This is a genomic window from Streptomyces sp. NPDC052236, from assembly GCF_044548015.1.
Taxonomy (GTDB): Bacteria; Actinomycetota; Actinomycetes; order Streptomycetales; family Streptomycetaceae; genus Streptomyces.
In genome coordinates this window covers 780,795-802,972 of sequence record NZ_JBIUBL010000001.1, presented here as the reverse complement: position 1 = coordinate 802,972, position 22,178 = coordinate 780,795, and the positions used below count along the sequence as shown (strand labels likewise).

The window sequence follows — 22,178 nt, the reverse complement described above, 5'->3', positions numbered from 1 at the left end:
GGACAGGAGTGGGACGAGAGTGTGGGACCGGGTCCCCCTGCCCAACTCCCTACGCCCCACAGGGGACACGCCCACAGGGGACACGCCCACAAGGGACACGCCCGTACGGGGACACGCCCTTACGCCACCAGCCCGCGCGCCACATCCACACCCAGGAACACCGCTCCGAGCCCGACCAGCACCGACGCCGCCACATTCGCCGCCGCCAGGAACCTCCAGCCCCGCTCCGCCAGCCGCAGCGTCTCGTACGAGAACGTCGAGTACGTCGTCAGCGCGCCGCACAGCCCCGTCCCCAGCAGCGCGTACGTCCCCGAGGACACCGCCGCCCCGGCGAGCAGCCCCAGCACCAGGCTCCCGGCCGCGTTCACCACGAACGTTCCCCAGGGGAACACCGAGTCGTGCCGCACCTGCACCGCCCGGTCCGTCAGATACCGCAGCGGCGCGCCGACCGCCGCGCCCACCGCGACCAGCAGCCAGTTCACCTCGCTGCCGCTCTGGTCACGACCGCCCTGGTCACCGAGGCCGCCAGCCACACCGCGCCGAGCGCCCCGGCCACCGTCCCCGCCGCGTACGCCAGGGCGGTGCCCACCTCCTCGCGCGTCAGCAGCACGGAGAAGTCCAGGGCGTACGTCGAGAAAGTGGTGAACCCGCCGAGCAACCCGACCCCCAGGAACGGCCGCGCCAGCGGGTGCACCCGCCGACGCGCCTCCCGGCCATGCTCGCTGACCAGCACCATCAGCACGCCGATCAGGGCGCAGCCGAGCACATTGACCCAGAAGACCGCCCACGGGAACGCGCCCTCGGCCGCGGGCCACCGCACTGAGGCCGCGTACCTGGCCGTGGCCCCCGCCGCGCCGCCCGCCGAGATCGCCGCCAGTACCGGCCACTTCCGGCTCCCCGCGGTCTCCGCGCGCTGCGCCGGCACATGGAGGTCGACGTCCGGGTCGATCGCCTCGGGCGTGCCAGGCCGCTCCGGGGGACTCACCCGTACCCCAGCGCGTGCAGCCGCTCGTCATCGATCCCGAAGTGGTGAGCGATCTCGTGCACCACAGTGATCTCGGTTTCCCCGACCACGTCCTCGCGGTTCTCGCACATCCGCAGGGTCGGCCCCCGGTAGATGGTGATCCGGTCCGGCAGCACACCCGCGTACCACTCCCCGCGCTCGGTCAGCGGGGTCCCCTCATAGATTCCGAGCAGCTCAGGCTCGTCGGCGGCCGGTTCGTCCTCCACGAACACCGCGACGTTGTCCATCAGCCGCGTCAGCTCCGGCGGGATCCTGTCCAGCGCCTCGGCGACCAGTTCCTCGAACTCCTCGCGCGTCATCTCCAGCACTCGGCCATTGTCACGTACGTCGCCCCGCCCCACGCCCCACTGTGCGACCCCCGGCGCTCCGCCACGCCCGGTCACGCCCCGCCACGCCCCGGCATGGCTGCCTGCCGTCCCGGGCATACGGGACCAATGGCCCGCCCCGCACCGGTACGGATCCGAGCCGCGCTCGCCCGGCTCCGGCACCACTACCGCTCGCGCCACCCCGCCCCCACCAGCGCCCTGGTCCCCACCCCGCACCCATGGGCACGCGCCCTCGGCCTGACGACCGTGGTCCTGCTCGGCGCCTGGCTCGGCCTGCTGATCGTCGGCAGCGTCCGTACGCCGGTGGGCCCGATGGACACCACCATGACCCTGCGCCCGTCCCTCTCCGGCGGCACCAAGATCAACGTATCCCCGCTCGGCGCCCTGGAACTCGACTCCCACGTCGCTCCCATCCGCCTCGACGTCGCCGTCGACCAACTCGACCCGGTCCGCTCCCAGGCCCTGGTCGAACACCCCGAGCGCCTCTCCGGCCTCCAGGACGAGGTCGCCGCCGATGTCAAGGGCGGCACCACCGAACTGGCCGTACGCTCTGTCGTCGCCGTTGTCTCGGGCGCGACCGCGCTGGGCCTCGCCGTCTACCGCCGCCCGCGCCGCGCCCTCGCCGCGGGCGGCCTCGCGCTCGCGCTGCTGGCCGCGTCCGGCGTCTCCGCGTACGCCACCTGGAACCCGAAGTCCGTCCTGGAGCCGAAATTCTCCGGCCTGCTGTCGAGCGCCCCCTCCGTCGTCGGCAACGCCCGCTCCATCGTCAGCGAATTCGATGTCTATCAGAAGGAACTGGCGCGCCTGGTCACCAATGTCACCAAGCTGTACGACGCGACCTCGACCCTGCCCACGTACCAGCCGGACCCCGCCACGATGCGCGTCCTGCACGTCTCCGACATCCATCTCAACCCGGCCGCGTGGCACATCATCGCCTCGCTGGTCGAGCAGTACGAGATCGACGTGATCATCGACTCGGGCGACACCATGGACCACGGCACGGCCGCCGAGAACGGGTTCCTGGACCCGATCCCCGACCTGGGCGCGCCGTACGTCTGGGTCCGCGGCAACCACGACTCCGCCGTCACCCAGTCGTATCTGTCGCGCCTGAAGAATGTGCACGTACTCGACAACGGCAGGGCGGTCACCGTCGCGGGCCTGCGCATCGCGGGCAGCGGCGACCCCCAGTTCACGCCGGACCGCTCGGTCGTCGCCCAGGGTGACCCGGCCGAACGGCTGACGGGCATCCGCCTCGCCTCCGCGCTGCGCGACCAGGAGCGGGCCGGGACGCCGGTCGACGTCGCGGTGGCCCACAACCCGGTGGCCGCGCGCGAGACGGACGGCGAGGTTCCGCTCGTCCTGGCGGGCCATGTCCACCACCGCGAAACGGAGGTACTCAAGCACGGCACGCGCCTCAAGATCGAAGGCTCGACGGGCGGCGGGGGGCTGCGGGCGCTGCAGAACGAGAAGCCGGAGAAGGTGCTGGCGTCGATCCTCTATCTGGACCGTACGACCCGAACGCTCCAGGCGTGGGACGAGATCACACTGGGTGGTCTGGGCCTGACGACAGCCGAGGTCAGCCGCCGACTGCCGGAGGAGAGCCCGCCCTGAGGGGCCTCGCCTCTATTCGGTTTGGCCGAGGCCCAAATGCCGTAGTACAGTCTCGTGATGCCTAAGGGCAACGGTCAGGGCTTGGCCGTCCCCAACCCCACAAGGGGCCAAGGAAAAGCGGAACCCTCCGGGGGAAAGCGGAGTCACATGCTTCTGACGTCCTCACGCGCGGGCGCGCTAGGAAGCAGCCGTTACCGGCGAATTGGCCCTCATCGTCTAGTGGCCCAGGACGCCGCCCTTTCAAGGCGGTAGCACGGGTTCGAATCCCGTTGGGGGCACGGTCAGCGTTTTGTTTTATACGGAAGAAGCCCCCTCTCATCGAGGGGGCTTCTTCCGTCAGTGCGTACGGAGTGCCAATTCCTCCCGCACACCGTCGGCGAAGCGGACGACGACCGCGCCGTCCCCCGTCACATCCACCGCGACGTCCGCCCACGCGGCGGCCGGCAGTGATTCCGGTGAGCCGAACCGGTCCACGTCGCCCGTCAGCACGACCAGCGTGACGAACAGGCCGGTGGACCCCGCGCCCCTGGGCAGGGTCAGATACGGAGTCGCCGAGTGCGGCCCGTAGGCATTCGCGTCCCGCGACCGCGCCACCGCGCTCGCCGCGTCGCCCCAGCCGTGGAGGGCGACAATCGCGCTGGTCAGGCCGTCCGCGCGGCGGGCCAGCGCCCAGCCGGGGCCGGATGCCGTGACCGGGGGCTCGCTGTCCGCCAGGGCCCAGCCGCCCTCCCGTACGGCCGACGCATCGGCGGCCGTGTCGACCGACACACGATGCACCCGCACCTCCCACGGACCGTGCACCACGCTCGTCGTCTCGATCCGGACCCCGTCGGCCGGGGCGTGCCAGGACGCGGCGCGCCGCCCGCCGACCCCCAACGGGTGAATCCGCCCGCGCCGCGAGGAACTCCCGTCGACGCCCACCAGAGCGATGTGGTTGTCGATGCCCGTCGCCCACGCCACCTCGCCGGTGTCGGGCGCGGCAGCGGTGGCGTACCCGAATTTCGCGTAGTGCGGGTTGTCCTCGGCGGTCGCGGGCGGCGGCGGCAGCCGGTCGCTGCCGTGGTTCACCAGTCGTACGATCCCGTCCCCGGCCGTGGAGTGCAGCAGCCAGCCCGGCTCGGGCAGCGCCAGATACGCGTCCGCGCTGTCCACCGGGCCCGGCTCCTCCACCGCCGTCCACGCCGGATGGTCCGCGGGCAGCAGCAGGCCGAGGAACCCCTTGCTCGCCCAGTAGGGGGACGCGGGCCCCGAGTATCGCTGGGTGACCGGCCCGTACGCCCCGTACCAGCCGAGCCTCAGCAGTCCTCGCCCGTCCGGCGCGCCGCGCTCCGCGAAGTGGCGCAGCGCGCCGGAGGCGAGGCGGCGGGTGCGTCCTGGCGGCAGCGGGGTCGCGTCCGCCAGCGCGCCCGCCCACAGCGGGGCGGCTGTCGCGAAGCGGTACGTCAGCGAGCGGCCCTGGTGCACGGGCGCGCCGTCCGAGCCGAAGAAGTACTGGTAGGAGGCGAGGAATTCGCGCAGCCTGGCCCGGTAGGAGGCGACCCGTGCCGGAGCGGCCCGCGGTCCCGCGATCCGCGCCCACAGCAGCGGGTACAGATGCATCGCCCAGCCGTTGTAGTAGTCGAACTTGCGGCCCTCGCCGTCGCTGTACCAGCCGCCGCCGCGGTACCAGTCCTCGATTCGGTCGAGTCCGCCGTCGATCTCGGCGCGGCGGTGCGGGGCCCCGACGGAGGCGAGGAACTCCTCGGTCACGACCTGGAACAGCAGCCAGTTGGAGTCGTTCGGCCGTTTGCCGACGAAGCCGCCCAACCAGTCGGCGACGCGCTCGCGCACCCCCGCGTCCAGCCGGTCCCACAGCCAGGGGCGGGTCTCGTGCAGCGCGATGGCGATGGACGCGGCCTCGACCATCGGCTGGGCCCGGTCGGTGATGGGGGGCCACGCCTCGCCGCCGCGCGGATCGGTGCCGGCCGCGAGCCCCGCCGCGTACCGCTCGATCAGCGACGGGTCCACCTGCCCGTTCGCGCCCGCGATCCGGAAGGCGGCGAGGAGGAACGAGCGCGCGAAACCCTCCAGGCCGTCCGAGAGCGGGCCCGAGTGGCTGGCCGGGCCGGGCAGCCGGTACTGGGCGAAGCCCGGGGACGCGTACGGCACGAGGGCGTCCAGCAGCTGGTCGGCGACCGCCTCCCAGTGCGCCCGGGTCCAGCCGGTGACGGGGGAACGGAGCAGGTCCTGGCCGGGGAGACCGGGAAGATTGCGCAGTGGGCTGAGGGTCGGGTGGGGGGCGGTCATACGGTGGCGGATCCTCCGTCTGATGAGCCGTCTGATGAGGCGTCTGATGAGGCGGGCCCCGGACGGGGCGGCTGAACACTGCCGCGTACGACGATGTGGGTGCCGAGCAGGTGGTGTGTGCCCGCTGCCTGCTCGGGGTCGCGCAGGGCGAGCCTGATCGCGGCGCGCCCGAGCTCCTCGGCGGGGGTACGGACGGTGGTGAGGGGCGGGCTGAGGTCTTCGGCGAGCGGGATGTCGTTGTAGCCGACGACGGAGATGTCCTGCGGTACGCGCAGCCCGGCGTCGGCCACGGCCCGCAGCACTCCGGCGGCGACCATGTCGTCCCCGGCGACGACGGCCGTGAATTCCTCTCCTCCCTCTTTGACCTCTTTGAGCAGGGCGGACGTCGCCCGCAGGCCGGCCGCCCTGCCGAGCCCGCAGTCGACGACCCGGGCGGCCTCGGGCGGCAGCCCGTGGTCGGCGAGCGCGGCGCGGTAGCCCGCGACACGGGCGTCCAGAGCGGTGTTGCCGGGCAGCCCCCCGACGAACACGATCCTGCGGTGCCCCGCCGACAGGAGATGTCCGGTGACCGCGCGCGCTCCGGCCTCGTTGTCGAACTCCACGATCAGGGCCGGGATGTCCGGGGCGGGGGCGGGGCGCCCGCAGAGCACCAGCCGCGAGCCCGCCGCGTTCAGCGCCTGCGCGTAGTGCGTCACGCGCTCCCGGTACGCGTCGTCCTGGATGACGCCGCCGACCAGGATCACCAGCCGCGCGCCCTCTTCCCGCATGAGCTGTACGACCTCCAGCTCCCGCTTGGGATCACCGCCGGTGGCGGCCACCAGACAGAGCCAGCCGTGGACGGCCGACTCGGCCTCCACGCCTTCGGCGACCTGGGCGTAGAAGGGGCTGGTGACCTGCCGTACGACCACGGCGACCATCTTGCGTCCGGCCCCGACCAGGGCGCGGGCGTGCGCGTTGGCGACATAGTCGAGGTCGCGCGCCGCCCGCAGCACCCTGGTCCTGGTGGCCGCCGGGGTGGCGTAGTTGCCGCTCAGGACGCGCGAGACCGTGGCCATGGACACCCCGGCGCGGTCGGCGACCTCCCGGATGGTCACCCGCCGTGCCGGTGCTACGGGTCCGTCCTGTCCCGGCTCCGTGATCTTCCCCATCCCGTCCGCTCTCTCCTCGTACAGCGCTCGTACAGCCTGCGTACAGCCGTGACTAGCGGTTGGCGGCGTAGTCCTTCGCGAGTTCATCCGCCATTTTGTCGCCGCCCCGGCCACGCCAGGTCTTGACCGCCGCGTCCCACTCCGACAGCGAGACGCGCCCGGCGACGACGGAGGTGACCGTGTCGTCGAGGAATGCCTTCAGGGTGGTGCCCTGGCTGCCCTTCGTCTCGGACTGGAGCCCGTACGACGCGTTGCGGATGGCGACCGGCACTGTCTTCTGCTGCCAGGCGTGCAGGGCTCGTACGGCATCGGGCATGCCCGGCACGTACAGCACCTGGGGAGCGTCGGCGAGGAACTTCACCGGCAGGTTGACGTTGTTCTCGATCTTGCCGAGGTCGTTGGCGATGGGAGAGCCGTCCTGGCCGCGGGTGAAGTGGGTGCCCTCGACGCCGTAGTGGAGCAGCTCCCACTCCTCGCTGCCGAACGGCGCGGCGAGGTAGTTGAGGATGCGCAGCAGCAGCTCGATCCGTTCCTTCGACGCCTTCTTCAGCACCGTGTAGCCGAAGGAGCGGCGGGCCGCCACGATCCCTCCCGGGGTTCCGCCCACGCTGTACGGCAGGGAGGCCGCGGGCGTGAACTTACCCTGCGAATCCAGATACTTGGGCAGATAGGCCTGCCAGCCGTCCTGCATGGAGCCGACGCTTCCGTTGAGGAAGAGCGCCGTGAGGTCCGCCTGCGAGATGGAGGTGGCGTCGGGGTGGTACGACCCCGCCTTGCGCAGCCGCAGCTGGAAGGCCAGCGCCTCCTTGTACCGCTCGTCGGCCCCGGCGTGCGTGAACGTGCCGTCCTTGTCGACGGCCCACTCCAGCGGGGCGCCGTGCGCCGCCGAGTGCACCGCGTTGCCGAAGAGGGAGCCGACGGCGGCCCCGAGGGCGTACTTCCGTCCGCCCGTCCCGTCCTTGGCGACGGCGGCGAAGTCGTCGGACGTCCAGCCCGCCTTCATACCGGCGGTCTCGAAGTAGCGCTGGTTGAGCCAGAGAGTGGAGCCGGGCAGCGGGCGCTCCAGTGGGATGCCGTAGATGAGGCCGCCGATGCGGCCCATGTCGCGCCAGGCGTGGGTGGGGATGTTCGCGAGGTTGGGGTACGCCTTGATCGCGTCGCCCGAGAGATACGGGGTGAGGTCCTGGGCGCGGCGCTGCACGAACTGCGCCTCGCGCGGCAGGGTGACACCGCCGAAGACATTGAGGATGTCGGGGAGGGTGCCGGCGTCGCCGGTCATCACCGTGGCCATCTTCTTCTGGTAGTCGTCCTGCGAGATGATCGTGTAGTCGATCTTCACGCCGAGTGCCTTCTCCACCGCCTGCCAGAACTTGTTCGCCGAGGCGGGCTTGGGCGGCGTACCGAAGGACACCGACATCACCTTGATCGTCGATGCGTCGCCCGGCGGGGTGGCTACCGACCGCACCAGCTTGGACGGGTAGGCCGTGTAACCGGCCTGCACACCGTCCGTGGTGGGCGCGAGGTCCGGCTTCGGGCCGGACGAGAAGGGGATGTACGCGGGCCAGGCAGCCAGCTTCTTGCCCGCGTTGGAGACGCCGCTGTCGCCGCCCGACCCGGACGAACAGGCCGTCAGTACGGACGGTGCGGCGACCGCGGCGCCGCCGACCGCGATGGATCGCAGCAGGGTGCGCCTCGGCATTGAGGAACCGGACATTCGGATCACTCCTCTGACGACTAGCTCTTGACCAGCTCTGGACTAGCTTTTGATGGCGCCGGTGAGCACGCCCTTGGTGAAGTACTTCTGGAGGAAGGGATAGACGAGCAGGATCGGCACGGTGGCGATCACCAGGACCGCCATCTGCACGGTCTGCGGGGCGGTGACCGTGGCCTCGCCCGTGGTGATGTCGGTGAGACCCGATCCGGCGACCACGTAGGTGCGCAGCACCTGTTGCAGCGGCCAGTGATCGCTCTCCAGGTAGAGCGAGGCGTAGAACCAGGAGTTCCAGTACGCCACCGCGTAGAAGAGTCCGACGACGGCGAGCGCCGCCTTGGACAGCGGCAGGACAACCGACCACAGCACGCGCCAGTCCCCGGCTCCGTCGAGCTTCGCGGCCTCGTACAGCTCTTCCGGAACGGACTGGAAAAAGCCGCGCAGGACCACCAGGTTGAAGACGTTGATCAGTACGGGAAAGACCAGCGAGGCGTACGAGTCGATCAGCCCGAGACTCTGGACCAGCAGAAAGCTGGGGATCATGCCGGGCGGGAAGAGAAACGTGAAGAGCACGAGCAGCAGCACGGGCTTCGATCCGAAGGTCCCGGGCCGGGACAGCGCGTAGGCGAGCGTGACCGTACAGAAGAGGCTGAGCAGCGTGCCGACGACGGTCACGCCGGCGCTGACGCCGAGGGCGTGGGTGACGATGCCGCCCTCGGCGATGTCCCGGTACGCCTTGAGGGTCGGGTTCTGCGGCCACAGCACCCAGCCGCCATTGGCGACAACCTCCTCGGTGGAGGCCAGGGAAGTCGAAACGATGACAAGGAAGGGCACGCAGACCAGCAGGACCACGGCGACGAGTGCGAGGGCCTTGGCGGCCTGGGTGATGGGCCTGGGCCTCTCCATCCAGGCGGGGCGTACGGCGCTCACCGGTAAACCCCCTGTTCGCCGAGACGATGGGCGACCTTGTTGGCCGCGTAGACGAGGAGCGCGCCGACCAGGCCCTTGAACAGGCCCGCCGCTGCGGCGAACCCGTAATCGCCGCCGACGATGCCCTGGTAGTAGACGAAGGTGTCGATGATCTCGGCGGCCTCGGGGCCGACCGCGTCGCGCTGCAGCAGCATCTGCTCGAAGCCGACGGAGAGGATGTCGCCGATCCGCATGATCAGCAGCAGGATGACGACGGGCCGGATGGCGGGCAGCGTCACATGCCAGAAGCGCCGCCAGGGGCCCGCGCCGTCGATCGCGGCGGCCTCGTACTGCTGCTCATCCACTTGGGCGAGCGCGGCGAGAAAGATGATCGTGCCCCAGCCGGCGTCCTTCCAGATCACCTGCGCGACGACGAGCGGCTTGAAGGCGTCCGGGTTGCCGATGACGTCCACGGTGGACAGCCCGGCGTCGCCGAGGGCCCCGTTGACCAGACCGGTGTCGCCCAGCACCTGCTGGAAAAGCGCGACGACGATCACCCATGAGATGAAGTGCGGCAGATAGACGACCGACTGCACGAAGCGGCGGACGGTGCTCCAGGTGAGGGTGTGCAGGAGCAGGGCGAGAGCGAGCGGCACGGGGAAGTAGAAGACGATCTGGAGGACGGCGATCCAGAAGGTGTTGAGGACGGCGTCCCAGAACGCCTGGTCCAGGAACATCCGCTCAAAGTTCGCGATGCCCGTCCACTGACTGCCCCACAGGCCGTCGAAGGGGACGTAGTCCTTGAAGGCGATGACATTGCCGACGAGCGCGCCGTAGTGGAAGAGCAGGAAGTAGGCGAGGCCCGGCAGCATGAGGAGGGCGAGCGTTCCGCCCTGGAAGCGTTTCCGCGGCTGCTTACTCGGCGGCGGCGGGCCATCGACCGGACTCACCGCCCCTGAACGCTTGCGTTCCCGCAGCGGGATGGTCACAGCTCCCCCCTCATCGGTTGATCGAAGTGCGAGGAAGTTAAAACGTTTCCAGGAACCAGTCAATAGATCTGACACAGCTACGACACATTGCCCTGCTAGGCGCTGCGCCGCAGGGGCTGACGATCTGTGGAGGCGACTGGAAACGCTTCAACGGCGAGGGGAGTCGGGCGCGGGCGGAGGGGCGGCGGGTCACGCGTACAGACCACGACCCGGGGTCTGATACGCTGATTCAGCGACATCAGCTCGACAGCGCGTGTTCATTCGGTCACCTAGAATCACCAGACCGGGGACGACGGGCGCTGCGGCCTGACAGGTCGCACGGAGCGTCGGTTCTCGACGGATCTGGACTTCTCGCACAGTGTGGGAGCGGTCGGAATCCCGTTGGAGGCATGCGACACCGTGTGCGAGACTTGAGCTCGCACAATGCTTGGTCCTGTGGAGCAGCTTGGAGTGCTCGCCACCCTGTCAAGGTGGAGGCCGCGGGTTCAAATCCCGTCAGGACCGCTGCGGCTCGCGAGAGCCGCGTGGCTGGGTAGCTCAGTTGGTACGAGCGATCGCCTGAAAAGCGATAGGTCGCCGGTTCGACCCCGGCCCCAGCCACCACCGCGTCACCCGAAAGCCCCAGTCTCCGGACCGGGGCTTTCTCCGTACCGCGCCTCAATCGCCGGACGGGCTGGGTTTGCCGATGGCCCGGCAACTCAAGCCCGTCCGGCGATTGAGGACTTGGGGGTACCTCCCACGCCGCTAGGCGTAGGGGGAGGGTCTGGGGGCGGAGCCCCCAGTTACGGGAAAGGGCGGGGTGGGGAAAGGCCCGCCGCAGGCGCCACCCGCACCCACCGCGACCCGCACCGCACCCCACACCCCACCCCGCAACGCGCCACCCGGCCCAAATCCGTTCGCCACCCCTTTCCCAGGGGTGCGATCCTGGAAGCCGTATGTCTACTTCCCTCGCTGATCTCCAGACCCTGCTCGCCGCAGCCTCCCTCCGCGACGCCCACCGCCTCGGCCGCCGCCTCGAAGGCGCCCGCCGCATCCGTAAGCCCGAGGCGCGGCAAGCTGTGCTCGACGCCATCGCCACCGAGGCCGAGCAGTCCGCCGCCCGCATCGCCCGCCGCGCCGGCCGCGTGCCCGTGATCACGTACCCCGAGCAGCTGCCGGTCAGCCAGAAGAAGGACGACATCGCGGAGGCGATACGCGACCACCAGGTCGTGATCGTCGCGGGCGAGACCGGGTCGGGCAAGACGACCCAGATCCCCAAGATCTGTCTGGAGCTCGGCCGTGGCGTACGCGGCATGATCGGCCATACGCAGCCCCGCCGGATCGCCGCCCGCACCGTCGCCGAGCGCGTCGCCGAAGAGCTCAGTACGCCCCTCGGCGAGGCAGTCGGCTGGAAGGTCCGCTTCACCGATCAGGTCGGCGGCGACACCCTGGTCAAGCTGATGACCGACGGCATCCTCCTCGCCGAGATCCAGACCGACGCCGAGCTGCGCGCGTACGACACGATCATCATCGACGAGGCGCACGAGCGCTCCCTCAATATCGACTTCCTGCTTGGCTACCTCGCCCGGCTGCTGCCCAGACGCCCCGACCTCAAGGTGGTCATCACCTCCGCGACCATCGACCCGGAGCGCTTCTCCCGCCACTTCGGCGACGCCCCGATCATCGAGGTCAGCGGTCGTACGTACCCCGTCGAGGTCCGCTACCGCCCGCTCCTGGAAGACGGCGAAGACGCTGCGGACGACTCCGACCGCGACCAGATCACCGCGATCTGCGACGCTGTCGAAGAGCTCCAGAGCGAGGGCAAGGGCGACATCCTCGTCTTCCTCTCCGGCGAGCGCGAGATCCGCGACACCGCCGACGCCCTCAACAAGAGGGCGTACAGATTCACCGAAGTGCTCCCCCTGTACGCACGCCTGTCGCACGCCGAGCAGCACCGTGTCTTCCAGCAGCACACCGGCCGCCGGATCATCCTCGCGACCAATGTCGCCGAGACCTCGCTGACCGTCCCCGGCATCAAGTACGTGATCGACCCCGGCACCGCCCGTATCTCCCGCTACAGCCACCGCACCAAGGTCCAGCGCCTCCCCATCGAGGCGATCTCGCAGGCGAGCGCCAATCAGCGCAAGGGCCGCTGCGGCCGTACCTCCGACGGCATCTGTATCCGTCTCTTCTCCGAGGACGACTTCCTCTCGCGTCCCGAGTTCACGGACCCCGAGATCCTCCGTACGAACCTGGCCTCCGTCATCCTGCAGATGACCGCCGCCGGCCTCGGCGACATCGAGAAGTTCCCCTTCATCGACCCGCCGGACCACCGCAATATCCGCGACGGCGTGCAGCTCCTCCAGGAACTGGGTGCGTTCGACCCGGCCGAGAAGGATCCGAAGAAGAAGCTGACGCCGCTCGGCCGCAAGCTGTCGCAGCTGCCCGTCGACCCGCGGCTGGCCCGTATGGTCATCGAGGCCGACAAGAACGGCTGCGTACGCGAGGTCATGGTGATCGCCGCCGCGCTCTCCATCCAGGATCCGCGCGAGCGGCCCGCCGAGAAGCAGACGCAGGCCGACCAGCAACACGCGCGCTTCAAGGACGAAACCTCCGACTTTCTCGCCTTCCTCAACCTCTGGCGGTACATCCGCGAGCAGCAGAAGGAGCGCGGCTCCTCCAGCTTCCGCCGGATGTGCAAGCAGGAGTATCTGAACTTCCTGCGCATCCGCGAATGGCAGGACATCTACGCGCAGCTGCGTACGGTCGCCAAGCAGATGGGCATGCATCTGGAGGAGCCCGCCGCCGGCGCCGAGAGCGGCCCTCCCGAACAGGCCGTGCACACCTCCCTGCTGGCGGGCCTGCTCTCGCACATCGGCCTCAAGGACACCGACAAGAACGAATATCTGGGCGCGCGCAACGCCAAGTTCGCCATCTTCCCCGGCTCCGCGCTCTTCAAGAAGCCCCCGCGCTTCATCATGTCGGCGGAGCTCGTCGAGACGTCCAGGCTGTGGGCACGCGTCAACGCCAAGGTCGAGCCGGAGTGGATCGAGCCGCTCGCACCGCACCTGCTCAAACGGACGTACAGCGAGCCGCACTGGGAGAAGGACGCGGCGGCGGTGATGGCGTACGAGCGCGTCACGCTGTACGGGGTGCCGATCGTCGCCCAGCGCAAGGTGAACTACGGGCGGATCGACGCGGAGACCTCCCGGGACCTCTTCATCCGCAACGCGCTGGTCGAGGGTGACTGGCGTACGCACCACAAGTTCTTCGCCGACAACCGCAGGCTGCTGACCGAGGTCGAGGACCTGGAGCACCGGGCCCGCCGCCGCGACATCCTCGTGGACGACGAGACGCTCTTCGACTTCTACGACCAGCGGGTCCCCGCCGACGTCGTGTCGGGCGCGCACTTCGACTCCTGGTGGAAGAACAAGCACCGGGAAGAGCCCGACCTGCTCGATTTCGAGCGCGAGATGCTCATCAACGAGAAGGCCGGGTCGATCACCAAGGACGACTATCCGGACTCGTGGCGTCAGGGCCCGCTGAAGTTCCGCGTGACGTACCAGTTCGAGCCGGGCGCGGACGCGGACGGGGTGACCGTCCACATCCCCCTTCAGGTGCTGAACCAGGTCACCTCCGAGGGGTTCGACTGGCAGATCCCGGGCCTGCGCGAGGAGGTGGTGATCGAGCTGATCCGCTCCCTCCCCAAGCCGATCCGCCGTCACTACGTGCCCGCGCCGAATTACGCCAAGGCCTTCCTGGAGCGCGCCGTTCCGCTCCAGGAGCCGCTGCCTGTCACGCTGGCGCGCGAGCTGAAGCGCATGGTCGGCGTCCCGGTCACGGCGGACGACTTCGACCTGAGCCGGATCCCGGACCATCTGAAGATCACGTTCCGGATCAGCGACGAGCGCCGCAGGAATCTCGCCGAGGACAAGGACCTGGAGGCGCTGAAGCTCCAGCTGAAGCCGAAGGCGCGCCAGGCGCTCTCCCAGGCCGCCGCGGCGGCCACCTCCGGCCCCACGGGCGGCGAGGGCATCGAGCGCACGGGCCTGACGGACTGGACGATCGGCGCGCTGACGCGCGTCTTCGAGACCCGCAGGGCGGGCCAGCCGGTCCGGGCCTACCCGGCGCTTGTCGACGCGGGTGAGACCGTCGCCGTACGACTCTTCGACACCGAGGCCGAACAGCAGCAGGCCATGTGGCGGGGCACGCGCAAGCTCATCCTGCTCAACATCCCGGTGAACCCGGCCAAGTTCGCCTCGGACAAGCTCACCAACCAGCAGAAGCTCGCCCTGTCCCGTAACCCTCACGGGTCGATCCAGGCGCTGTTCGAGGACTGCGCCATGGCCGCGGCGGACAAGCTGATCGCCGATCACGGCGGTCCGGTGTGGGACGAGGAATCGTTCCGGAAGCTGTACGACAAGGTGCGCGCGGACCTCGTCGACGCGACCGTACGGACGGTGGGCCAGGTCGAGCAGATCCTGGCCGCCTGGCAGTCCTGTGAGCGGCGCCTGAAGGCCACGAACAGCCTGACCCTGGTGGCGAACGTCCAGGACGTACAGAGGCAGTTGGCGGCCCTGATGCCGGCGGGCTTCGTCACCCGGACGGGGCTGCGACGGCTGCCGGACCTGATGCGGTATCTGGTCGCGGTGGACCGCCGCCTCCAGCAGATGCCGACGAACGTCCAGCGCGACACGACGCGCATGGAGAAGGTCCACGAGATGCAGGACGAGTACGCCTGGCTGCTGGAACAGCTGCCGCAGGGCCGTCCGGTCCCGCAGGAGGTCCTGGACATCCGCTGGATGATCGAGGAGCTGCGGGTGAGCTATTTCGCGCACGCGCTGGGCACGGCGCAGCCGGTCTCGGACAAGCGCATCGTGAAGGCGATCGACGCGGCGGCGCCGTAATGCGGCCCTCGCGGGATTGAGTTCGACCTGACCGTCTGACCTGCTGTAGAGTCTGGCTTCGCGGCGCACGGAAGTGAGGCCGCGAGTTCTGGTCCTGTGGAGCAGCTTGGAGTGCTCGCCACCCTGTCAAGGTGGAGGCCGCGGGTTCAAATCCCGTCAGGACCGCAATAGGCAGTAACCGAAGGCCCGCGCCCCTCAGGGGACGCGGGCCTTCGTCGTAGCCGCGGGCTCTTGACTGCGTCATCTGCCACCGGTACGCAGTCATTAGGGAACAGCACGCACCCGGAGGCGACGTACATGGCTACGACCACCGCTCGGCAGCACGAGACCAGGGCGCTTCTGCGCGCCCATCTGAAGGCCGCTTCGGGCTACCGGCACCTCACCCGCCACTGCCCCATCTGCCATCGCCTCCAGCGGCTCGCCATGGAAGCTTCCGTGGACGTGGACAAAGGTCCGACCACCGAGTGAACAACTGCCCCCCACTCGCCGGTTTTTCAGTGGGAGCCGCATCTTTGGCAAGAGCTCTGTGGTGTGACGGGTGTCACCAGACGGGTTTTCAGAAGTGGGGAATTTACCCCCTTCTTGCACCCAACCAATTTAATATGTGCAATTGCACTCGATCCTGAGCGCCACCCCGGACACCCCAGAACCACTCCCCTCAACCACCCCCACCGCCCGCCACAGCCGCCCCACAGGGACCGCTTCCAACCTGGATCCGCCTCGCGCCCACATCGCACCACCGCGCGTCGGCGCGCCCCCTTGACTGCCCCTTCGGGCACAAAAAAAGACCGCGCTGGACCCGGCGGAGTCCAGCGCGGTCAATGACGAAGTCCGTTGGGGCAGACAACCGTCATGTGGCGCTATAGGGGGGCCTACCGGGATGGGGTCCCAGAAATGCCCAATCAATGGGGGGTCAGGCCTCGCTGCGCTGCTGCGGAATACCCGCAAGCAGCGCGCGGACCTCTGCCTCGCGATACCGACGATGTCCACCGAGCGTGCGGATGGACGTGAGCTTGCCAGCCTTGGCCCAACGGGTGACCGTCTTCGGGTCCACGCGGAACATCGTGGCGACCTCAGCCGGGGTCAGCAGCGGCTCGGCATCAGGGGTGCGAGCGGTCATGAGCGGCCTCCTCGGGAGAACCGAACCATCTCGGTTCTTTCCTCTAAATTCTGCACCTTGACCCACGTTGCCCGAAATGGCGGACGCGGGCCGAGTCGGTTATAGGACGAACGGCTTGTCCTCGGCACTACAACTACACCATCCGTCCAGCCACGTCGGCCAAACCGACGGAATTGCCCTCTGAGGTGTTCATCAGCGGCGGAACGCCGATGGACCATGCCATAGCGGACAGTCACACCGCAGTGACGATCAGTCACATGGTGACCAGGAGCCATGAGACCCCTCATAGAGTGCAATGCCGAGCATTCCGCCCTTACTTGGACGGAAGGAGCCCACTGCGGACTCCTTGTCCTATTTTGACACGAGGGTGGGTGATGAGCGCAAGAGCCCCGTTAGTGCCGTCCGTCACGCTTGCGGGCAAAGGCCCGGAACGGGCTGTACGTCCCGAGCCGGCGCACCGCAGGTCAAGGCCACGGCAAGACCACGTCAACGCCCGTAGACTCCGGGTCAATGCCGCGGCAGTGCCGCGTCAACGTTGTCAAAGCCGCCGAACGCGACAGCGGCGGGCTCAGTTGGCGAACTGAAGGTCCCTCACGGTGCGCCAGCGCTCCGCCAGACGCGCGTACGCCTCCCCCGCCCCCTCGCCGTCCCCGGCCCGCAGCGCCGCGATCCCCTCGGCCACATCCGCCGCCGACCGGTCCTCGGCCAGCTGCTTCCCGCTCATGGCGTGCACCAGACCGCCGTAGTCCAGCTCGACCAGCGAGCGCGGGTGGAACTCCTCCAGCCACCGCCCCACGTCCACCAGGCCCTCGGTCAGCTGCCCCTCGTCGATCGTCTCCCGCAGCGTCTTCAGCGCCCGGGCCACCCGCCGGCGCGCCTCCACCATCGGCGTCCGGTAGCGCAGCGCGGGCCCCACACCGGGCCCGGGGCCCGGACCGCCCGCCGGCTCGTACGCGCGCTCCTCGTCGGAGAACAGCACGAACCAGCGCACCGGCACCTGCCAGACCGCCGTCTTGATCCACGGGCGCGCGTCCGGGTTCCGTTCGCGCCACCGCTCGTAGTCCGCCGCTGCCTGCCCGCGCACCACCGGCGGCAGCACCGCGTCCAGCAGCGGCGGCGGAAGCTGCTCCGTGAGCTCCTCCAGCGCCAGCCAGCCGCGCAGCCGGGTCCGCCACGGGCAGACGCACAGCACCCCGTCCGCCTCCGTGACAAAGGCGTCGGCGCTCTCGTGAACCGGCACAGGGACCGGCGGGGTCGGCAGCAGATCGGCCAGGGACCGCCTCAGTTCCTCCTGGGCCGTGGGCGTGTCCCCACGGCGCGCATAGCGGGCCCAGTGAGCCCTTTCGGGCTCCGGAAAGGCCGCCAGCGGTTCGTACACCCGCAGGTAGGCGGCGTACGGGACGAGGACGGAGGACAGCGCGGGCATGTCGCGAATCCTTCCACGCGCTTACTCCGCCAGGGGGTGATCCTCGGCACTGCGTCGGATCTACGCCAAGCTAGGACTTACTCTCTTGCCCAACCGGGCGTTCCCCACCCACAGGAGTGCCCGCATCCGCCGCCTCGAATTTGGGAGTCACCACCGTGACCGATCCGACCGACGGCGTCCTGCACACCCTGTTCCAATCGGACCAGGGCGGGCACGAGCAAGTCGTGCTCTGCCAGGACCGCGCCTCTGGACTGAGGGCCGTCATCGCCATTCACTCCACTGCCCTGGGCCCCGCCCTGGGCGGTACCCGTTTCTACCCGTACGCCACCGAGGAAGCGGCCGTCGCCGACGCGCTGAACCTGTCCCGGGGGATGTCGTACAAGAACGCCATGGCCGGGCTGGACCACGGTGGCGGCAAGGCCGTGATCATCGGTGACTCCGCCAAGATCCAGGGTGACCGGCGCACAGCGCTGCTGCTCGCCTACGGACGCTGCGTGGACTCCCTGGGCGGGCGCTATGTCACGGCCTGCGATGTCGGCACGTACGTGGCGGACATGGACGTCGTGGCGCAAGAGACCCGGTGGGCCACCGGCCGCTCTCCCGAGAACGGCGGCGCCGGCGACTCGTCCGTCCTGACCGCGTACGGCGTCTTCCAGGGCATGCGGGCCTCGGCCCAGCACCTGTGGGGCGACCCGACGCTGAACGGCCGCAAGGTCGGCGTCGCGGGCGTGGGCAAGGTCGGGCACCACCTGGTCGAGCATCTGCTGCGCGACGGCGCCGAGGTCGTGATCACGGATGTACGGGCCGAGTCCGTGCGCCGAATCCTCGACAAGCATCCCGAGGTGACCGTGGTCACGGACACCGACACGCTGATCCGCACGGAGGGCCTGGACGTCTACGCGCCCTGCGCGCTCGGCGGCGCGCTCAGCGACGACAGCGTGCCCGCGCTCACCGCGAAGATCGTCTGCGGAGCGGCCAACAACCAGCTCGCCCATCCGGGCGTGGAGAAGGATCTCGCCGACCGCGGGATCCTCTACGCCCCGGACTACGTCGTCAACGCCGGCGGAGTGATCCAGGTCGCCGACGAGCTGCACGGCTTCGATTTCGACCGGTGCAAGGCGAAGGCGTCCAAGATCTTCGACACCACGCTTTCGATATTCGCACGTGCGAAGACGGACGGCATTCCGCCGGCCGCGGCGGCCGATCGGATCGCCGAACAGCGCATGGCGGAGGGCCGTCTTCACTGATCCGGCCGGGTGCCCGACCCGCCGTCCTGGGGAATTCTGCGAGACAAGACTCACCCCCGGTCGGCGGGTCGACTGCTGAGAAGAGGTTAAAATCGCAGGTGACCAGCGAGGACGGGGCTCCTTGCGGGTTCTGTGAAGTGGCACGTCATGCGGGCGGCGTACCGTATGGCCGCGGAAGCAGGTACCGTTGAAGCCCTACAGACCGGTCTCTCCACGGAGAGCCCGTTCTGAATCATGAACGCGTGTCAAGACTCTGGGGCCGTCGAGCCCCGTCACCGAGGGGGTCGAGCCATGGGGCGCGGCCGGGCCAAGGCCAAGCAGACAAAGGTCGCCCGCCAGCTGAAGTACAACAGCGGCGGGACTGACCTGTCGCGCCTGGCCAACGAGCTGGGCGCATCGACTTCGAGTCAGCCTCCGAACGGCGAGCCGTTCGAGGACGACGACGAGGAAGACGACCCGTACGCACAGTACGCGGAGCTGTACAACGACGACGAGGATGAGGACGACGAGTCCGGCCCGTCATCGCAACAGCGCCGCGGCGCTTGACGCTGTACTAGTCACGCTGACCCGGTCCGGGCCTCCCGGACCGGGTTCTGTGCTGTTCAGCTTGCGTCGGCAAGCCGCGCGGCCAAGCTGCTCAGCTGTGGTAGTCGCCCGTGAGCGTCGCGCCCGTGGCGTGATCGCCGCGCGCGGTGATCTCTCCCGCGACCCAGGAATGGACGCCGCGGTCCGCGAGGGTGGTCAGCGTCGCGTCCACCGAATCCCCGGGGACGACGGCGATCATGCCGACGCCCATGTTGAGGGTCTTCTCCAGTTCCAGCCGCTCGACCCGGCCGGCCGTGCCTACGAGGTCGAAGACCGCGCCGGGAGTCCAGGTGGAACGGTCGACCGTCGCGTGCAGATTGTCCGGAATCACACGCGCCAGGTTGGCGGCAAGGCCGCCTCCGGTGATGTGGCTGAAAGCGTGCACCTCGGCGGTGCGGGTCAGCGCCAGGCAGTCCAGTGAGTAGATCTTGGTCGGCTCCAGCAGCTCTTCGCCGAGCGTCCGGCCGAACTCCTCGACCTCGCGGTCCAGCGACCAGCCCGCCCGGTCGAAGACGACATGGCGGACCAGTGAGTACCCGTTGGAGTGAAGGCCCGAGGAGGCCATCGCGATGACCGCGTCACCCGTACGGATACGATCCGGGCCCAGCAGGCGGTCGGCCTCCACCACACCCGTACCGGCGCCGGCGACGTCGAAGTCGTCCTCGCCGAGCAGACCGGGGTGTTCGGCGGTCTCGCCGCCGACGAGCGCGCAGCCTGCCAATACACAGCCCTCGGCGATGCCCTTGACGATGGCGGCGACCCGCTCGGGGTGGACCTTGCCGACACAGATGTAGTCGGTCATGAAGAGCGGCTCGGCGCCGCAGACGACCAGGTCGTCCACGACCATGCCGACCAGGTCGTGGCCGATCGTGTCGTACACACCCATTTTTCGGGCAAGATCGACCTTTGTGCCGACGCCGTCGGTGGCGGAGGCGAGCAGCGGGCGCTCGTAGCGCTTGAGGGCGGAGGCGTCGAAGAGGCCGGCGAAGCCGCCGAGGCCGCCGAGGACCTCGGAGCGGCGGGTCTTCTTCACCCACTCCTTCATCAGCTCGACGGCGCGGTCACCGGCCTCGATGTCCACGCCGGCGGCTGCGTAACTGGCACCAGAAGATTCAGCAGACATTGCTGGAGAACTTTCGTGTCGTGGAGAGGGTCGTGTAGCGCGCTGTTCTACGGATCCGCAGATCTCGGGGTCTGCGGATCTACGGGCGACGGAGCGCGTCGGCGGCGTCGGTGCCGCCCGCCAGCTCGGTCTCCAGCAGCTGCTTGCCGAGCAGCTCGGGGTCCGGCAGGTCCATCGGGTACTCACCGTCGAAGCAGGCGCGGCACAGGTCCGGCTTGGCGATGGTGGTCGCCTCGATCATGCCCTCGAGCGAGATGTACGAGAGGGAGTCCGCCCCCAGCGACTTGCCGATCTCATCGACCTTCATGCCGTTGGCGATGAGCTCCGCGCGGGTCGCGAAGTCGATGCCGAAGAAGCAGGGCCACTTCACCGGCGGGGACGAGATCCGGATGTGGACCTCGGCCGCACCCGCCTCGCGGAGCATCTTGACCAGAGCGCGCTGGGTGTTGCCGCGGACGATCGAGTCGTCCACGACGACCAGGCGCTTGCCCCGGATGACTTCTTTGAGGGGGTTCAGCTTGAGCCGGATGCCCAGCTGGCGGATGGTCTGGGACGGCTGGATGAAGGTGCGGCCGACATAGGCGTTCTTCACCAGGCCGGAGCCGTAGGGGATACCGCTCGCCTCGGCGTAGCCGATGGCGGCGGGCGTGCCCGACTCCGGCGTCGCTATGACCAGATCCGCGTCGGCAGGCGCTTCTTTGGCGAGTTTCCGGCCCATCTCCACGCGGGAGAGGTAGACGTTCCGCCCGGCGATGTCGGTGTCGGGGCGGGCCAGATAGACGTACTCGAAGACGCAGCCCTTGGGCTTCGCTTCCGCGAAGCGGGAGGTGCGAAGACCGTTCTCGTCTATGGCGATGAGCTCGCCGGGCTCGATCTCCCGGACGAAGCTGGCGCCGCAGATGTCCAGGGCGGCGGACTCGCTCGCGACGACCCAGCCGCGCTCCAGGCGGCCCAGGACGAGGGGGCGGATGCCCTGCGGATCGCGGGCGGCGTACAGGGTGGACTCGTCCATGAAGACGAGGGAGAACGCGCCCATGGCCTCGCGGAGCACCTTGGGGGCGGCTGCCTCCACGGTGAGCGGCTTGCCGTCGTCGTCGACCTGGCACGCGAGGAGCGCGGTGATCAGATCGGTGTCGTTGGTGGCGGCGATCCGGGTGGTCGGCCTGCCGTCTACCTTGGGGAGCGCGTCGACCATCTCGGCGAGATGGGCGGTGTTGACGAGATTTCCGTTGTGGCCGAGCGCGATGGAGCCGTGGGCGGTGGCCCGGAAAGTCGGCTGCGCGTTTTCCCACACGGAGGCTCCGGTGGTCGAGTAGCGGGCGTGACCGACCGCTATATGACCTTGGAGGGAGCCGAGAGAGGTTTCGTCGAAGACCTGGGAGACCAGTCCCATGTCTTTGAAGACGAGGATTTGGGAGCCGTTGCTGACCGCGATTCCCGCGGATTCCTGGCCTCGATGCTGGAGGGCGTAGAGCCCGAAATAAGTGAGCTTCGCGACCTCTTCACCCGGAGCCCAGACACCGAAGACGCCGCAAGCGTCCTGGGGGCCTTTCTCACCGGGGAGCAGGTCGTGGTTGAGTCGTCCGTCACCACGTGGCACGCCACCGAGTGTAGGCGAGATCGACCACTGGTCCGAATTGGGGATACGTAGGGGCCCGCTCGGGGGGTTGCCCAGCGGTGCTCAACGGCTTCTGGGCTGGTGTGGGGCCGGGTGGGCGGCGATCCGGATTGCTGTCCACAGTGTGGGACGGGGGTGCGGAACCCGGTTGATCCCGGTTGACCCGGCC

The 22,178-nt window shown here is 69.2% G+C and carries 17 protein-coding genes and 4 tRNA genes; 9 read left to right on the top strand and 12 right to left on the bottom strand.

What is annotated here, in order from left to right:
* Window positions 1–119: 119 nt before the first annotated feature.
* Genes ACIHCQ_RS03825 through ACIHCQ_RS03815 form a run of 3 tightly spaced genes read right to left on the bottom strand, consistent with a single transcriptional unit; the run spans window position 120 to window position 1,332 of the window.
* A complete protein-coding gene (locus ACIHCQ_RS03825) occupies window positions 120–482 on the bottom strand; it encodes a fluoride efflux transporter FluC (protein WP_399657474.1) in 363 nt (120 codons plus the stop codon).
* Window positions 479–985 carry a fluoride efflux transporter FluC gene (locus tag ACIHCQ_RS03820; protein ID WP_399657472.1) on the bottom strand — a complete coding sequence of 169 codons (507 nt, stop codon included), beginning with the start codon at window positions 983–985 and terminating at the stop codon, window positions 479–481. The genes ACIHCQ_RS03825 and ACIHCQ_RS03820 overlap by 4 nt, the downstream gene beginning before the upstream one ends.
* The gene (locus tag ACIHCQ_RS03815; RefSeq protein WP_399657469.1) at window positions 982–1,332 is read right to left on the bottom strand and encodes a metallopeptidase family protein; all 351 of its coding nucleotides are present in this window, start codon (window positions 1,330–1,332) and stop codon (window positions 982–984) included. The genes ACIHCQ_RS03820 and ACIHCQ_RS03815 overlap by 4 nt, the downstream gene beginning before the upstream one ends.
* A gap of 126 nt (window positions 1,333–1,458) precedes the next feature.
* On the opposite strand from ACIHCQ_RS03815, the gene ACIHCQ_RS03810 reads away from it, so the two are divergent.
* Together ACIHCQ_RS03810 and ACIHCQ_RS03805 are read left to right on the top strand one after the other, a co-directional pair.
* Entirely contained in the window at window positions 1,459–2,961 is a 1,503-nt protein-coding gene (locus ACIHCQ_RS03810; RefSeq protein ID WP_399657466.1) for a metallophosphoesterase, read from the top strand.
* Window positions 2,962–3,166: 205 nt separating this feature from the next.
* A tRNA-Glu gene (locus ACIHCQ_RS03805) sits at window positions 3,167–3,239 on the top strand.
* A 58-nt stretch (window positions 3,240–3,297) separates the two neighbouring features.
* On the opposite strand, the gene ACIHCQ_RS03800 is transcribed toward ACIHCQ_RS03805, so the two are convergent.
* Genes ACIHCQ_RS03800 through ACIHCQ_RS03780 form a run of 5 tightly spaced genes read right to left on the bottom strand, consistent with a single transcriptional unit; the run spans window position 3,298 to window position 9,887 of the window.
* Window positions 3,298–5,247 (bottom strand): DUF2264 domain-containing protein, encoded by a 1,950-nt coding sequence (locus ACIHCQ_RS03800; protein WP_399657464.1) that lies wholly within the window; start codon window positions 5,245–5,247, stop codon window positions 3,298–3,300.
* The gene (locus ACIHCQ_RS03795; protein ID WP_399657461.1) at window positions 5,244–6,395 is read right to left on the bottom strand and encodes a LacI family DNA-binding transcriptional regulator; all 1,152 of its coding nucleotides are present in this window, start codon (window positions 6,393–6,395) and stop codon (window positions 5,244–5,246) included. Before ACIHCQ_RS03795 ends, ACIHCQ_RS03800 begins: the two co-directional genes overlap by 4 nt.
* Before the next feature lie 52 nt (window positions 6,396–6,447).
* Window positions 6,448–8,109, bottom strand: a complete 1,662-nt coding sequence (locus ACIHCQ_RS03790) for a sugar ABC transporter substrate-binding protein (protein ID WP_399657459.1) — start codon at window positions 8,107–8,109, stop codon at window positions 6,448–6,450.
* 42 nt (window positions 8,110–8,151) lie between these two features.
* Window positions 8,152–9,012 (bottom strand): carbohydrate ABC transporter permease, encoded by an 861-nt coding sequence (locus ACIHCQ_RS03785; protein WP_399657635.1) that lies wholly within the window; start codon window positions 9,010–9,012, stop codon window positions 8,152–8,154.
* Between the two features lie 20 nt (window positions 9,013–9,032).
* Window positions 9,033–9,887 (bottom strand): ABC transporter permease, encoded by an 855-nt coding sequence (locus ACIHCQ_RS03780; RefSeq protein ID WP_399657632.1) that lies wholly within the window; start codon window positions 9,885–9,887, stop codon window positions 9,033–9,035.
* Window positions 9,888–10,433: 546 nt separating this feature from the next.
* On the opposite strand from ACIHCQ_RS03780, the gene ACIHCQ_RS03775 reads away from it, so the two are divergent.
* The 5 genes from ACIHCQ_RS03775 to ACIHCQ_RS03755 all read left to right on the top strand — a co-directional run bounded on the left by ACIHCQ_RS03775 (window position 10,434) and on the right by ACIHCQ_RS03755 (window position 15,358).
* Window positions 10,434–10,508: transfer RNA gene (locus ACIHCQ_RS03775), tRNA-Asp, on the top strand.
* A 22-nt stretch (window positions 10,509–10,530) separates the two neighbouring features.
* Window positions 10,531–10,607, top strand: a tRNA-Phe gene (locus ACIHCQ_RS03770).
* 332 nt (window positions 10,608–10,939) lie between these two features.
* Window positions 10,940–14,890 carry an ATP-dependent RNA helicase HrpA gene (gene hrpA / locus ACIHCQ_RS03765; protein ID WP_399657456.1) on the top strand — a complete coding sequence of 1,317 codons (3,951 nt, stop codon included), beginning with the start codon at window positions 10,940–10,942 and terminating at the stop codon, window positions 14,888–14,890.
* 90 nt (window positions 14,891–14,980) lie between these two features.
* A tRNA-Asp gene (locus ACIHCQ_RS03760) sits at window positions 14,981–15,055 on the top strand.
* A 132-nt stretch (window positions 15,056–15,187) separates the two neighbouring features.
* Entirely contained in the window at window positions 15,188–15,358 is a 171-nt protein-coding gene (locus ACIHCQ_RS03755) for a DUF6274 family protein (RefSeq protein ID WP_399657453.1), read from the top strand.
* A 445-nt stretch (window positions 15,359–15,803) separates the two neighbouring features.
* On the opposite strand, the gene bldC is transcribed toward ACIHCQ_RS03755, so the two are convergent.
* Together bldC and ACIHCQ_RS03745 are read right to left on the bottom strand one after the other, a co-directional pair.
* On the bottom strand, window positions 15,804–16,010 hold the full coding sequence (gene bldC, locus ACIHCQ_RS03750) for a developmental transcriptional regulator BldC (protein ID WP_003949541.1): 207 nt from the start codon (window positions 16,008–16,010) through the stop codon (window positions 15,804–15,806).
* Between the two features lie 568 nt (window positions 16,011–16,578).
* A complete protein-coding gene (locus ACIHCQ_RS03745; RefSeq protein WP_399657450.1) occupies window positions 16,579–17,436 on the bottom strand; it encodes a hypothetical protein in 858 nt (285 codons plus the stop codon).
* 155 nt (window positions 17,437–17,591) lie between these two features.
* Between ACIHCQ_RS03745 and ACIHCQ_RS03740 the strand changes: the two genes are divergently transcribed.
* Both ACIHCQ_RS03740 and ACIHCQ_RS03735 read left to right on the top strand, forming a co-directional pair.
* Window positions 17,592–18,683 carry a Leu/Phe/Val dehydrogenase gene (locus tag ACIHCQ_RS03740; RefSeq protein ID WP_399657447.1) on the top strand — a complete coding sequence of 364 codons (1,092 nt, stop codon included), beginning with the start codon at window positions 17,592–17,594 and terminating at the stop codon, window positions 18,681–18,683.
* 291 nt (window positions 18,684–18,974) lie between these two features.
* The gene (locus tag ACIHCQ_RS03735) at window positions 18,975–19,229 is read left to right on the top strand and encodes a DUF3073 domain-containing protein (RefSeq protein WP_399657444.1); all 255 of its coding nucleotides are present in this window, start codon (window positions 18,975–18,977) and stop codon (window positions 19,227–19,229) included.
* Window positions 19,230–19,320: 91 nt separating this feature from the next.
* On the opposite strand, the gene purM is transcribed toward ACIHCQ_RS03735, so the two are convergent.
* Entirely contained in the window at window positions 19,321–20,391 is a 1,071-nt protein-coding gene (purM, locus tag ACIHCQ_RS03730) for a phosphoribosylformylglycinamidine cyclo-ligase (protein ID WP_399657441.1), read from the bottom strand.
* 79 nt (window positions 20,392–20,470) lie between these two features.
* Window positions 20,471–21,991: an amidophosphoribosyltransferase gene (purF, locus tag ACIHCQ_RS03725; protein WP_399657438.1), complete on the bottom strand. Its 1,521-nt coding sequence runs from the start codon at window positions 21,989–21,991 to the stop codon at window positions 20,471–20,473.
* Between the last annotated feature and the right edge of the window lie 187 nt (window positions 21,992–22,178).